The 13,538-nt window shown below is 62.4% G+C and carries 13 protein-coding genes; 10 read left to right on the top strand and 3 right to left on the bottom strand.

Annotated features, from left to right (window positions below; all coding sequences use genetic code 11):
* Positions 1–167 precede the first annotated feature (167 nt).
* Entirely contained in the window at positions 168–1,727 is a 1,560-nt protein-coding gene (locus MU551_RS05130; protein WP_247041244.1) for a DHA2 family efflux MFS transporter permease subunit, read from the top strand.
* Between the two features lie 154 nt (positions 1,728–1,881).
* Here MU551_RS05130 and MU551_RS05125 read toward each other — a convergent pair whose 3' ends face one another.
* Complete coding sequence (locus MU551_RS05125) at positions 1,882–2,715, bottom strand: alpha/beta fold hydrolase (RefSeq protein ID WP_247041236.1); 834 nt, start codon at positions 2,713–2,715, stop codon at positions 1,882–1,884.
* Positions 2,716–2,845: 130 nt separating this feature from the next.
* Between MU551_RS05125 and lysS the strand changes: the two genes are divergently transcribed.
* The 4 genes from lysS (at position 2,846) to MU551_RS05105 (ending at position 7,983) form a co-directional block, all read left to right on the top strand.
* Positions 2,846–4,378, top strand: coding sequence for a lysine--tRNA ligase (lysS, locus tag MU551_RS05120; protein ID WP_247041234.1), 1,533 nt, complete (start codon positions 2,846–2,848; stop codon positions 4,376–4,378).
* A 3-nt stretch (positions 4,379–4,381) separates the two neighbouring features.
* A complete protein-coding gene (locus MU551_RS05115; protein ID WP_247041232.1) occupies positions 4,382–4,570 on the top strand; it encodes a hypothetical protein in 189 nt (62 codons plus the stop codon).
* 178 nt (positions 4,571–4,748) lie between these two features.
* Positions 4,749–5,075, top strand: coding sequence for a histone-like nucleoid-structuring protein Lsr2 (locus MU551_RS05110; RefSeq protein ID WP_247041229.1), 327 nt, complete (start codon positions 4,749–4,751; stop codon positions 5,073–5,075).
* A 415-nt stretch (positions 5,076–5,490) separates the two neighbouring features.
* Positions 5,491–7,983 (top strand): ATP-dependent Clp protease ATP-binding subunit, encoded by a 2,493-nt coding sequence (locus MU551_RS05105; protein WP_247041227.1) that lies wholly within the window; start codon positions 5,491–5,493, stop codon positions 7,981–7,983.
* A gap of 76 nt (positions 7,984–8,059) precedes the next feature.
* Here the strand turns inward: MU551_RS05105 and MU551_RS05100 are convergent, their stop codons facing one another.
* The gene (locus MU551_RS05100) at positions 8,060–9,145 is read right to left on the bottom strand and encodes a glycosyltransferase family 4 protein (protein ID WP_247041225.1); all 1,086 of its coding nucleotides are present in this window, start codon (positions 9,143–9,145) and stop codon (positions 8,060–8,062) included.
* Between the two features lie 237 nt (positions 9,146–9,382).
* On the opposite strand from MU551_RS05100, the gene MU551_RS05095 reads away from it, so the two are divergent.
* The 5 genes from MU551_RS05095 to MU551_RS05075 all read left to right on the top strand — a co-directional run bounded on the left by MU551_RS05095 (position 9,383) and on the right by MU551_RS05075 (position 12,933).
* Positions 9,383–9,892: an amino-acid N-acetyltransferase gene (locus MU551_RS05095; RefSeq protein ID WP_247041223.1), complete on the top strand. Its 510-nt coding sequence runs from the start codon at positions 9,383–9,385 to the stop codon at positions 9,890–9,892.
* 81 nt (positions 9,893–9,973) lie between these two features.
* A complete protein-coding gene (dhaK, locus tag MU551_RS05090) occupies positions 9,974–10,975 on the top strand; it encodes a dihydroxyacetone kinase subunit DhaK (RefSeq protein ID WP_247041217.1) in 1,002 nt (333 codons plus the stop codon).
* Entirely contained in the window at positions 10,975–11,604 is a 630-nt protein-coding gene (dhaL, locus tag MU551_RS05085) for a dihydroxyacetone kinase subunit DhaL (protein ID WP_247041215.1), read from the top strand. The genes dhaK and dhaL overlap by 1 nt, the downstream gene beginning before the upstream one ends.
* The gene (gene dhaM / locus MU551_RS05080; protein ID WP_247041213.1) at positions 11,601–12,305 is read left to right on the top strand and encodes a dihydroxyacetone kinase phosphoryl donor subunit DhaM; all 705 of its coding nucleotides are present in this window, start codon (positions 11,601–11,603) and stop codon (positions 12,303–12,305) included. Before dhaL ends, dhaM begins: the two co-directional genes overlap by 4 nt.
* A 157-nt stretch (positions 12,306–12,462) precedes the next feature.
* Entirely contained in the window at positions 12,463–12,933 is a 471-nt protein-coding gene (locus MU551_RS05075; protein WP_247041211.1) for a sensor histidine kinase, read from the top strand.
* A 7-nt stretch (positions 12,934–12,940) separates the two neighbouring features.
* On the opposite strand, the gene MU551_RS05070 is transcribed toward MU551_RS05075, so the two are convergent.
* Positions 12,941–13,471, bottom strand: a complete 531-nt coding sequence (locus tag MU551_RS05070; protein ID WP_247041209.1) for a hypothetical protein — start codon at positions 13,469–13,471, stop codon at positions 12,941–12,943.
* Between the last annotated feature and the right edge of the window lie 67 nt (positions 13,472–13,538).

Genomic DNA, 13,538 nt, shown 5'->3' with positions numbered 1-13,538 from the left:
GCTTCCCTCCCGCTCCCTCATAGGAGTCCTCAAAAGGCGTCGCCAATCCGGAAGAGTTTTTTCTCACGGTTTTTCCTCACAGGGGAATTACTGTGCAGGCTAGACTGTTTCAATCTGCAGCGACGATGCTCGCCGGATCTCACGCCACACTCCCTGGGGGAACCTTCATGTCCACAGACCTTAATTCGAACGCCGGCGATAACGTGCAAACCGATTCTCAACAGTCTCGGTCCAAGACCGCAGTTGCTGACCCTGCCGTTACAGCCGACCCAGCCGCTCCTTCTGTTTCAGCCGGCTCAGCCGCGCCGCATGATGCAGTCACTTCGCCGGCCAAGATGTCGCGTGAATCAGTAACGATCATCACTACGCTGCTCGTGGCGACCTTCGTGGTGATCCTGAATGAAACCATCATGAACGTTGCCCTGCAGCGCCTCATGGTGGACCTGCGGGTGGACGCCCCCACGGTTCAGTGGCTTTCCACTGGCTTTATGCTCACCATGGCGGTGGTTATCCCCACCACCGGCTTCATCCTCCAGCGGCTCTCAACCCGTGCGGTCTTCATGCTGGCGATGGGCCTCTTCTCGGGCGGCACGCTGCTGGCCGCACTGGCGCCGGGGTTCGTGGTCCTGCTTTTCGCAAGAATTATCCAGGCAGGCGGCACGGCCATCATGCTTCCGCTCCTGATGACCACCATCCTTACCCTGGTGCCGCTGCAGCGCCGTGGTGCTGTGATGGGTAACGTGAGCATCGCCATCTCGGTGGCTCCGGCGCTTGGCCCCACAGTTTCGGGATTCATCCTTGAACACTTCTCCTGGCGGTTCATGTTTGTGTTTGTGCTGCCCATCGCCCTTGTCGCTTTAGCCATCGGTGCAAAGTACCTGACCAACATCGGTGAGAAGGAGAAGAACCCTCTTGATTTCCTCTCGGTGCTGCTGACCATCCCGGCCTTTGGCGGACTGGTCTACGGCCTGAGCCAGATCGGCGGCGGCCATGGGGGCCAGGCCGGTCCGGGTGCTGCAGCCATTGCGGCCCTGGTGATTGGCGTGGTTAGCCTGCTGGCATTTGTGCTGCGGCAGCTGCAGTTGCAGAAAGCTGACGCTCCGCTGCTGGATCTCCGGGCCTTCAACTTCCGTATGTTCACTATCTCCGTCCTGCTGCTGGTAGTGGCCATGATCGCCCTGTTCGGCGCTGTCATTCTCCTGCCGCTCTACCTGCAGGAGATCCGCGGGCTTAAGTCGTTGGAAACCGGGCTGGCGCTGCTGCCGGGCGGGCTGGCCATGGGACTCCTGGGTCCGTTCATTGGCAGGCTCTTTGACAAGGTGGGGCCGCTGCCGCTGACAGTCACGGGCTCGATCATGATGGTGCTGGCCCTGTGGCAGTTCTCCATGCTGAATGCGGAATCGCCCGTGGCGTGGATCGTTGCCCTGCACGTGGGCCTCAGCCTTGGCCTTGCGCTCCTTTTCACGCCGGCATTCACAACGGGCCTCAACCCGCTGCCGCCGCACCTTTATTCGCATGGCTCGGCCATCATGAGCACCCTTCAGCAAGTGGCCGGAGCCGCAGGCACGGCTCTGCTGGTATCCGTTTTCGCTGCCGTTTCCCTCGGCTCAGGAGTGGTAGCGGGTATGCAGGCAGCTTTCCTGACAGCCGCCGCACTCGCCGTAGTCGCCGTCGTGCTGTCCCTCATGATGCGCAAGACAGCCGGCGCAGGCACCCACGGGCACTAGGCCCAGCCCCGGGCCGCGATCTCATGTCGGGGCCGGCCGAATTGCGTAACTTTTGGAGTGCCGCGGGAGTCTGTTGGCCCGGATTCCGCGGGATGACGCCGTTCATTTAGGGCGCAGACGTCAAAAGTTACGCAATTCAAGTGGCGTCTGCGGATCAGCCTGAGAAGAAGTCGCTCAGTTCCGTGATGAGCTTGTCCGGCGCCCTGTTGACGCCGTCGTGTCCGTAGCCCGGGAGGATGGTGTAGCTGGACCCGGACAGGACATCGTGGATCTGCCCGCACGCCACACCGAAGTAAGCCGGGCTCTTTTCGCCCACCACGATGAGCGTTTCAAGGGGCAATTCCAGGAAGGGCTCTGCCGGCATGTCGGCGGCGATGATGGCCTTTATTTCACGGACGCCGGTCTTCATCAGTTCCCGGTTCTGCTTGCCGATGGGAGTGCCCGCCGTGAGCTTGTTTGCCAGCGTCAGCATGCTCAGCGGCATCCTGGCAAAAGCGCCGCCCGTCTCCATCCCCCTGATCATGACGGCGAGGGCGCGGTCATCGTCTCCGGCCGCCGTCGCCCGTTCATATTCCTCGGTCCAGTCAGCCTTGACGCTGTGGTTTACGGAAACGGCGGGGTCGTAGACTGCCAGCCGCTCCACGGGCAGCGAGCGGGCAGCGTGAAGCGCAACCGCGCCGCCGAAGCTGTGCCCGAAGACGTCGGTGCTGGCGGTGTGCTTCATCACCGCCTCCAGATCCCGGATATCAGTGTCCAGGGTGTAGTCCTCCGGCTGCGGTGACGATTGTCCGCGCCCCCGGCGGTTGAAGGTGTGCACCGGACGCTCCAGCGCTGCACTCAGCTTCTGGGCAAAACGGGTGTAGTCGGCCGCGGTGACCATTGAGGGGTGCACTACAACGACTCCCGAACCGTGCCCCGCCAATTCGGCCCCCGTGCTGAAGAGCTCGAGGGTGCCGCCGTCGGGGGTTCTGATGTTCTCGCGGGTCATGATCCGAGCCTAACCGAGGCCGCCGCACGCGTGCACCAAACACGTGGCTTCCGTGGGGAATACCGCCGTGCGTTACGACGGACCTATGAGGGGAAGGCTGCTGCGGAATTCGACGGTAAACTTGGGGATTGTGACTTCCCAAAACAACCCCGCCCCCAACAACGCCGCCCAGCCTGCCGATGCCAGCGAACAGATGCGCATCCGGATGGAAAAGCGCGCCAAGCTGATTGAGCGCGGCGTGGAGGCGTACCCGGTGGGCGTGGAGCGCACACACTCGCTTAGCGAGATCAGGGAAAAGTACGCCCATCTTGAGGCAGACGACACCACAGGGGATGTTGTCGGAGTCACCGGCCGGGTGGTTTTCGTCCGGAACACCGGAAAGCTGTGCTTTGCCACGCTGCAGGAAGGCGGCGTGGACGGTACTGCCACCAGGCTGCAGGCGATGCTGAGCCTCGCGAACGTCGGGGAGGAAGCCCTGGCCGAATGGAAGGCCCTGGTGGACCTGGGCGACCACGTATTCATCAAGGGCGAAGTCATCTCTTCCCGGCGCGGCGAATTGTCCGTTATGGCCGAGTCCTGGTCCATGGCTTCGAAGTCCCTGAGGCCGCTGCCGGTCCTGCACGCCGACCTCAACGAGGAAACCCGCGTTCGCCAGCGCTACGTGGACCTCATGGTCCGCGACGAGGCCCGCGAAATGGTCTACACCCGTGCGGCCATCACCCGGTCAATCAGGGAGAGCCTGCACCGCCGCAACTATGTTGAGGTGGAGACCCCCATGCTGCAACTGGTCCACGGCGGCGCCACTGCCCGCCCGTTCGAGACCCACATGAACGCGTTTGACCAGAAAATGACCCTGCGCATCGCTACTGAGCTCTACCTCAAGCGCGCAGTCGTCGGCGGGATTGACCGTGTGTATGACATGGGCCGCGTTTTCCGCAACGAAGGTGTCGATTCCACCCACAGCCCGGAGTTCACCACGCTGGAAGCCTACGAGGCCTGGGCTGACCAGTTCGTGATGGCCGATCGCATCAAGGAGATTATTCTCGACGCCGCTGACGCAGCCGGCGTGGGGCGGGTCATCCAGACGCCGGCAGGGGAGGTAAACCTCGACGGCGACTGGGCCTGGCTCTCGGTTTACCCGGGGCTTTCCGAGGCGGTGGGACAGGAGGTCACTCCTGACACGACCGTGGCCGAGCTGCAGGCGCTGGCGAAAAAGCATGAGGTCAAGTTCGACACCGCCTGGGACGCGGAAAAGCTCGCGGTGGAACTCTTCGGCGAAATCGTGGAGCCAACCCTGCTCAATCCGACGTTTGTCTACGACTACCCGCCGTCCGCACAGCCGCTGGCCCGTCAACATCGTGAGAACCCCCGGCTGATCGAAGCCTGGGACCTGATCATCGGCGGGATGGAACGCGGAACCGCGTTCTCCGAGCTCATCGACCCGGTGATCCAGCGTGAGCGGCTCACCGAACAGTCCCGCCGCGCGGCCGCCGGCGACGACGAGGCCATGCAACTGGACGAGGACTTCCTCCGCGCCCTTGAATACGGTGCTCCGCCCATGGGTGGGCTCGGCTTGGGAATTGACCGCCTGGTGATGCTCTTCACCGGAGCCGGGATCCGCGAAACCATTCTCTTCCCGCTCTTGAAGCCGGAAGGCCACTAGGCCATGGAGTATGTGGCCGTATTGCTTCCATCCGTTGTGGTGGGCCTCCTCTTCTGGTTCGCCATGAAGTCCATTTTTAACGCGGACAAAGCTGAGCGGCAGGCAGAGGCCCGCGCCCAGGCCGAAGCGGACGCCACTGCGGCTGATCCCAAGCGGGAAGACCCCTCTGCCGGAACCGGGACTAACGCTTAGTTCCCTTCTGCCCTGAATGTCTTCAATGACAGTTGGGCAAAACAAATGTGCGTCTTTGAGCGTGCGCTTTCCACAGGAACCTTTTTCTGTTTTGACGCGTTGCCATAAAGCGAGGGATACTTTATTTGTAACATCCTGCTTTTCTGAATACCCGTCCTTTCCAAAAGAGAGAATTTCCATGGCACAGAAAGTAAAAATCATCCTCGTGGATGATCTGGATGGGGGAACCGCGGACGAAACTGTCCGTTTTGGTCTTGATGGCGTCAGCTACGAAATTGACCTGTCATCAGACAATGCGTCGGAACTGCGCTCCGCACTGGAGCGCTTTATTTCCAGCGCCCGCAAGACGTCCACCGGCCGCGCAACGCGCACAAAGGTCTCAACCGGCCGGAATCAGGACTCTGCACAGATCCGTCAGTGGGCACGGGAGAACGGTTATGCGGTTAACAGCCGCGGCCGTATCCAGGCCGAAATTCAGGAAGCGTACCAAAGGGCCAATTCCTAGAGTTGAAGTATCTATGCGTTGCAAAAGTCGAAGCCCCCGCCGGTTGGAGGGGGCTTCGACTTTTTTGCTTGTCTTTACCGTCCAGCCCGGCTTTTCCGCCGTGGTTTTTTCGGTTGAAAGTGCCCTCACCGGACTTTATCGGGAAAAGGCGGAGAGTTTGAACCTTCGGCAGTCAACCCGAAAGTCAAACGGCTTTCCGCACGGCCGGAGGCAGGACAGATTGTGCCGGGAGGCAGCACTCTCTGCTTCCTTGACCGCTCACGCCCGGCTCCCGTTGAACGAGCTGCAGGAGCGCCCGATTGTTGCCCCGATCCGGGTCAAAGTTGATTCCGGGTTTCCCCCGTGGCGAACAAGCTCCAAAAGTGGGGCTCCTCCACGTAGCATCAAAGTACGTCGTAGCTAGGAGTGTGGCGAAATGTTTGAGCGATTTACGGACCGTGCCCGTCGCGTAGTTGTGCTTGCCCAAGAAGAGGCACGCATGCTGAACCACAATTACATTGGTACCGAACACATCCTCTTGGGTTTGATCCATGAGGGTGAGGGCGTTGCCGCCAAAGCTCTTGAGTCCTTGAGCATTTCGCTCGACGGCGTACGCGAGCAGGTTCAGGAGATCATCGGACAGGGCCAGCAGGCTCCTTCCGGCCACATCCCCTTCACCCCTCGTGCCAAGAAGGTACTGGAGCTGTCCCTGCGTGAAGCACTACAGCTGGGCCACAACTACATCGGGACGGAGCACATCCTCCTGGGACTCATCCGCGAGGGTGAAGGTGTTGCCGCCCAGGTGCTGGTCAAGCTCGGTGCTGACCTCAACCGCGTCCGCCAGCAGGTCATCCAGCTGCTCTCGGGCTACCAGGGCAAAGAGACCACCGGTGCCGGCGTTGGCCCCGGCCAGGCTGAAGGAACTCCGGCGGGCTCCGTTGTGCTGGACCAGTTCGGCCGGAACCTCACGCAGGCTGCCCGCGAGAACAAGCTGGACCCCGTGATCGGGCGCGAACAGGAAATGGAACGCGTTATGCAGGTCCTTTCCCGCCGCACCAAGAACAACCCTGTGCTGATCGGTGAACCGGGTGTCGGCAAGACCGCCGTCGTCGAGGGCCTGGCGCAGGCAATCGTCCGCGGGGACGTACCTGAGACCATCAAGGACAAGCAGCTCTACACGCTGGACCTTGGTTCCCTGGTTGCAGGTTCCCGCTACCGTGGTGACTTCGAAGAGCGCCTGAAGAAGGTCCTCAAGGAAATCCGCACCCGTGGCGACATCATCCTGTTCATCGACGAAATCCACACCCTCGTAGGTGCGGGTGCCGCCGAGGGCGCTATCGATGCCGCTTCCATCCTGAAGCCAATGCTGGCCCGCGGTGAGCTCCAGACCATCGGTGCCACCACCTTGGACGAATACCGCAAGCACATCGAGAAGGACGCCGCCCTTGAGCGCCGCTTCCAGCCGATCCAGGTCAAGGAGCCGTCGGTTGCACACGCAATCGAAATCCTCAAAGGCCTGCGCGACCGCTATGAAGCCCACCACAGGGTCACCATCACCGACGGCGCCCTCGCCTCGGCAGCCAGCCTCGCCGAACGCTACATTTCGGACCGCTTCCTACCGGATAAGGCCATTGACCTTATCGACGAAGCCGGCGCACGCCTCCGTATCCGCCGGATGACCGCTCCGCCCGAGCTCAAAGCCATGGACGAGCGCATTGCAGAGCTGAAGATGGAAAAAGAGTCTGCAATAGACGCCCAGGACTTCGAAGGCGCCGCTTCACTGCGCGACAAGGAGCAAAAGCTCATTGCCGAGCGGGCCGAGAAGGAACGCCACTGGAAGACCGGCGGAATGGACGACATCTCCGAGGTGGATGAGGATCTCATTGCCGAAGTGCTGGCCAACTCCACCGGTATCCCGGTCTTCAAGCTGACTGAGGAAGAATCCTCGCGCCTGCTGAAGATGGAAGACGAACTCCACAAGCGCGTTGTCGGCCAGAACGAGGCCATCAAGGCCCTGTCGCAGGCCATCCGCCGGACCCGTGCAGGTCTTAAGGACCCGAAGCGCCCCGGTGGCTCGTTCATCTTCGCCGGCCCCACCGGCGTCGGAAAGACCGAGCTCGCCAAGGCCCTTGCTGAATTCCTCTTCGGCGAGGAAGACGCCCTCATCACGCTGGACATGTCCGAGTACTCGGAGAAGCACACCGTGTCGCGTCTCTTCGGTGCACCTCCCGGCTACGTTGGCTACGAAGAGGGCGGGCAGCTGACTGAAAAGGTCCGCCGTCGTCCGTTCTCCGTGGTGCTGTTCGACGAAGTTGAAAAGGCCCACGCGGACCTCTTCAACTCCCTCCTGCAGATCCTGGAAGACGGCCGCCTGACCGACTCGCAGGGCCGCGTGGTGGACTTCAAGAACACGGTGATCATCATGACCACCAACCTTGGTACCCGCGACATTTCCAAGAGCGTTGCAACGGGCTTCCAGTCGGGCACAGATACGCAGACGGGCTACAACCGCATGCGTGCCCGGGTAACGGAGGAGCTGAAGCAGCACTTCCGTCCCGAGTTCCTGAACCGTGTGGATGACGTTGTGGTGTTCCCGCAGCTGACTCAGGACGAGATCATCGAGATCGTGGACATGTTTGTCGGCCGCTTGGAGAAGCGACTCAAGGACAAGGACATGGGCATCGAGCTCACGCCCGCAGCCAAGGTGCTCCTTGCGACCCGCGGTTACGACCCCGCGATGGGCGCCCGGCCACTGCGCCGGACCATCCAGCGCGAGATCGAGGACCAGCTCTCCGAGAAGATCCTCTTCGGCGAGCTGCACGCCGGGGACATCGTGGTGGTGGATGTGGACGGCGAAGGCGACGACGCCAAGTTCACCTTCGCCGGCAACGCCAAGCCGCGCATCCCGGAGATCGCGCCCAGCGTCTAGCCGCACACCGCTCCAGCAACAGGCCCCGTCCTCACCGCAAGGTGAAGGCGGGGTCTGTTCGTTGTGGGGTCCGGGTTCAGGCGTGCGCCAGCGGGCCCTTCTTATGATTCTCATCCAAGGAACGCAGCGTCGAAACCTGTTTGCCGATGTCCTTTGCGAGGATTTCGCCATAGAGGTCCAGGTGGTCTGCCACCATCCGTTCCGAGCTGAAATTCTCCTGGACAGCGGCGCGGCACGCTGCACGGTCCAGCCCTTCCGCCAACTGAAGGAACGCCGGAAGCTGCTCGGTGGGCGCCAAGTATCCGGTGGAGCCATGCTCCACGATTTCCGGTGCTGACCCTATGGGTGTGCCGATCACTGGTGTGCCTGTCGCCATTGCCTCGATCATCACCAGGCCGAAGGGTTCATGCCATTGAATGGGATTCAGCAAGGCAACTGCGCCTCCCATAAGCTCGTATTTTTCCCGGTCGCCGATCTCACCGATGTATTCCTCATTCGGGCCGAGCAAGGGCTCGACGACGTCGCGGAAGTACCGTAATTCTGCGGGCTCGCGCATTTTGGCGGCGATGTGGAGGGGATACCCGGCCTCCCGGGCAATCTGGATTGCCTCCATGACGCCTTTGTCAGCGCAGATCCTGCCTACGAAACATGCGTAGCCTCCGTCTCCGCGCCCTACCGGAACGGTGGAAAGATCCAAACCGTGATGGATGACCCGCGTCACCTGCACATCCGGTGCCTGCAGGGCCTGATCCCGTGAAATCGCGATGATGCTCGTGTCCTTGCCCATTGCGCGGTAAACATTGACGGCGTCGGGAAGGAGGGGCCCGTGGATGGTGGTGACAACAGGCAAATGCCGCGGGCGGCGCCCATACAAAGGCCCTGCGAGGGTGTGGTCGTGGACGATGTCCATTCCCTCCATGGCTGCATAGGACCTCACCACGTGGCTCATTTCGGAAATCGTGAGGCCCATCTCGTCAGGCACCGCGGGGGTCATTCCCGGGGCGAGGGCGACTGGACATTCACTGTCCGAGGGTACGGCCAGGAGGACTTCGTGACCCGCCGCCGTCAAGCCCCTTGCGAGATGATCCACTACCCGTTCAATTCCGCCGTACGTCGGTGGAGGCACCGGGATCCATGGGTTTCCGATTAGTCCGATACGCATGCCGACCTCCCCGGCCCGCCTCGTCAACGGACCTGTTTTGTGAGACCAGTCTGCAATTCGCTTCCGCCCCCAGCTGCGGCACTGCTTTGCCAGCCGCCAAAAGCTAAATGGGCTGCCTAAATCAAACCATAGGGTTCCCTGGCGGTCCCGGGCAAGGGGTATTTGGTCCTCCCCGCGATCCCGTCCTCAGCAGCTTCCGGCACAAGAGCGGGAGTTGGCCGCCGTAAGATTGGGGCTGTGACCGAGTCCTTCCGCATCCGCCCTGCCCGCACCAGCGATGTCGCTGCCATCAAACAGCTTGTGGCGCCTCTGGCGGATCAGCGGATCCTCATGGCCAAGGAGACGGTGGCCTACTACGAGAGCCTGCAGGAGTTCCGGATCGCCGAGTCGGCAGGCGGCGACGTCATTGGCTGCGGCGCCCTGCACGTGATGTGGGAGGACCTGGCCGAAGTGCGCACTCTGGCAGCCTCGGACGCATGGCGCGGCAGGGGAGTGGGCCACGTGCTGGTGGAGACACTCCTGGAAGATGCCAAGGCACTGGGTGTCTCCCGTGTTTTTTGCCTCACTTTCGAAGTGGACTTCTTCAAGCGCCACGGTTTTGAGGTCATGCCGGACCAGACGGCCGTTGATCCCGTGGTCTACTCCGAGCTCCTGCGCTCGCATGACGAAGGTGTGGCGGAATTCCTGGACCTTGCCCGCGTTAAGCCGAATACGCTGGGCAATACCCGGATGATCAAGGTTCTCTAGGCGTGGGCAGGTGCTACCGCGGGACCGGTCCCCGGTAGTAGGGTCAGAGCAAACCGGCCGGTCCATTTAGGGAGCACAGCCTTGAAAAAGCTCATCAACGATCCCCGAGCAGTGGTGGACGAATCCGTAGAGGGATTCGGCCTGGCGCACGCGGACATCGTAACCGTATCGACGGAACCGAAGTTCATCACACGCACGGATGCTCCCGTTGCCGGCAAGGTGGGACTCGTCTCCGGCGGAGGCAGCGGGCATGAACCCCTTCACGGCGGTTTCGTGGGACTCGGCATGCTCGACGCCGCAGTTCCGGGGGCTGTCTTTACGTCTCCGACACCTGACCAGATCATTCCGGCAACCCTCGCAGTCAACTCCGGGGCCGGCGTCGTGCACATTGTGAAGAACTACACCGGAGACCTCCTCAACTTCGAAACCGCAGCGGAGATGGCACAGGCCGAAGGCGTGGAGGTTCGGACCGTGCTGGTCAACGACGACGTCGCCGTCGAAGATTCGTTGTACACAGCAGGGCGCAGGGGAGTCGGTGGCACGGTCCTGGTTGAAAAGATCGCCGGAGCAGCCGCCGAACGCGGTGACAACCTCGAAGCCGTCGCCGCCATCGGCAATCGAGTCAACAGCAATGTCCGCAGTATGGGTGTTGCTTTGACCGCGTGCACGGTGCCCCACGCGGGAGGCCCTAGCTTCGATCTTGAGGAGGATGAAATCGAGATCGGCATCGGCATCCACGGGGAACCCGGCAGGCATAAGATTGCCATGGAAAACGCGGACGGCATCACCGACAGGTTGCTGGACCCCATCCTGTCGGACCTGGGTGTCGATGCCGGGGAGCGGGTCCTATTGTTCGTCAATGGGATGGGCGGAACCCCTCAAAGCGAGCTTTACATCGTGTACCGGCGGGCGGCCCAGGTGCTGAAAGAGCGCGGGATCGTCATTGAACGTTCCTTGGTTGGCAACTACATCACTTCCCTGGAAATGCAGGGCTGCTCCCTGTCCGTGCTCCGGCTCGACGACGAAATGACGGCACTCTGGGACGCACCGGTCCACACTGCGGCCTTGCGATGGGGGATCTGATGGCCCTGGACGTCAAGTGGGCCGTCAGGTGGCTGACCATGTGCGCGCAGGCGATGGCGGAGCACCGGCTCGAGCTGATCGAACTGGACCGCGCAATCGGCGATTCCGATCACGGCGAGAACATGGACAGGGGATTTCAAGCCGTCCTGGACAAGTTGGCTGAATCCCAGCCGGAAACGCCGGGCGCTGCCTTGAAACTCACTGCGATGTCCCTGATGTCAAAAGTGGGCGGGGCAGCGGGGCCTCTTTACGGAACTGCGTTCCTTCGCGCCGCCACAGCATTGGGAGACTCTCCCGACGTCGGCCCTGCGGCTCTAGCAGAGGCGCTCGAAGCGGCGCGGGACGGCGTGGTGGCCCGCGGGAAGGCAGAGCGGGGCGATAAGACCATGGTGGACGCCTGGACGCCCGCAGTAGAGGCAGCCGGAGCAGCCTCGGCCGCGGGCGCCAACGTACTCGCGGTACTGGTCGCCGCCGCTGAGGCTGCAGAGGAAGGCGCTGTGGCCACTGACCCCCTGATCGCCCGAAAGGGCCGGGCCAGCTACCTGGGAGAACGCAGCATCGGGCACCGTGATCCGGGAGCTGTGTCTACCGCCCTGATCCTTCGTGCGGCGGCTGGAGCGGCCGCGTGACGGTCCGGCTGATCGTGGTTTCCCATAGTGAAAAAATCGCCGACGGCGCCGTGGAGCTTGCCGCTCAAATGGCACCCGACGTCGTGATCCTCCCCGCGGGGGGAACTGACGATGGCCGGATCGGAACGAGCCTCGAAAAGGTGATGGCGGCGCTCGCCAAAGCCGCTGACGGCGACGGCATTGTGGTTCTCACGGACCTGGGCTCAGCCGTGATGACTGCTGAGGCGGCCATTGAGTTTTCGGCTGATCCCGATTCAGTGCTCCTGGCCGACGCGCCGCTGATCGAGGGGCTTATCGCCGCCGCGGTGGCTGCCCAGACAGGCGCCGATCTGCGCACGGTGAAGAAGGCGGCGGAAGCTGTCCGGGGAGCCCTCGGGCATGGCCGGCACGAGCCTGTTGATGTCAATGAAGTGGCTCTACCCGGGCTGGCGTTGGAATGGCATCCGGACGTCAGCGACAGTTTCGAACTCGTCAACCAGGCGGGCCTGCATGCAAGGCCCGCGGCTAAAATCGCCGGTGGGCTCGCCGGTATGGATGCTGAAGTCACCGTCAACGGCGTCGACGGTTCTTCCATGACCGGGCTGATGACCCTCGCAGCAGGCAAAGGATCGGTGCTTCGCGTCGAGGCCAGGGGCCCGGATGCCGCTAAAGCGGTGCGCTATGTAAGGGGTCTGGTGCAGTCCGGGTTCGGCGAATCCTGAATCCTTGCACTCTTGAGGAGAATTTGCGGAACTCCTGCCATAAGCCGACACGGTTCTTGAGTGTCCCGGCGCAGTCTGGGGATATCAGCCTTTGGGGCCCGGCGAGGGGCCGGGCCCAAGGGCCGCCAAAGGACCAGAGCCGCGGGGGGCCGACGCCATGACCACTACATCGGAAGAAGAAATCAAAGCCGTACACGGTGTTCTCACCGACCCGCGGCCACTGGATTTCCAAACCCTGGGTCTCGCGGGGTGCATTGACAGGCTGGCGACGCCACTGCGGGGGCAAGGAACCAGGCTGCACTGGGAAACGCCTCACCACGGAGTTGAGATCGACGCCCGTTCTGCGTCGCTGCTCTACCGGGCCGCCCAGGAAACCCTGAGCAACACCTACAAATATGCCCACGCGACAGATGTCACCATCCGGCTTGACGCTGTCTACCACGGCATCCGGCTGGTCATCTCGGACAACGGGACCGGCTTCGACTGCAAAAAGGCAGTCCGTGGCAGGCGGCATGGATTCGGGCTGCGCCTGATGTGCGCCGCCGTGACCGGGGCAGGCGGCAGCAGCGTGGTGGACTCCAATCCGGGAACGGGCACTAAGGTCACCATCACGCTCCCGCTGGATTAAATGGTGGTCAGCGAGCGGGGCTGTCTGGCTCGATGCTCTGGTTCAGGCCCGTCTGGCGGAGGCCGTCGGCATCGAGGAGAAGGGAAGCGCCCAGGAACTTTCCGCACTGCAGGCCGAAGGGGTAGTCGCTCGTCGGCGTGAATGTCAGAGAGCGCTGGGGCAACGGAGCACCATTGGGGGATGTTCCGGTCAGGGAAGCGTCAATCGGGGATTCCGTCAGGACGTCCAGCATGAGCATGCCCACCAGCGTGCCGTCGGGAACTGAGGTGGCCGAGCAGGAATCGTCGGGGCCGTCGCCCGTGCAACCCTGGTCAACGGAGGCTGTTCCCGGCCTGAGTTCGAGGTCGGATTCCTTGCAGACGCCGTCCTGGCAGGCTTTGAGATGGATGCCTTTCACCGAGGACACATAGCTGCGCTCAACCGTCAGGGAGACGACTGGCGCCTGCGCAATGGCCGGGCACGGCTGCTCATAGAAGTGGCAGCCTGAGGTCAGAATGGCCGTCGCCCCGAGAGCAATGACTCCGTACAGGATGCGCATACTTCAGGGTAAATCTGCGGGTGCAGGGAGCATATGCCCGCAGGTGAAGTGGAACCTACATCGTTAC

The sequence above is a fragment of the Arthrobacter rhizosphaerae genome (genome assembly GCF_023062595.1).
GTDB classification, from domain to species: Bacteria; Actinomycetota; Actinomycetes; order Actinomycetales; family Micrococcaceae; genus Arthrobacter; species Arthrobacter rhizosphaerae.
Note: the sequence above shows the minus strand (reverse complement) of the source record. Positions and strands in the feature narration are given on the sequence as shown.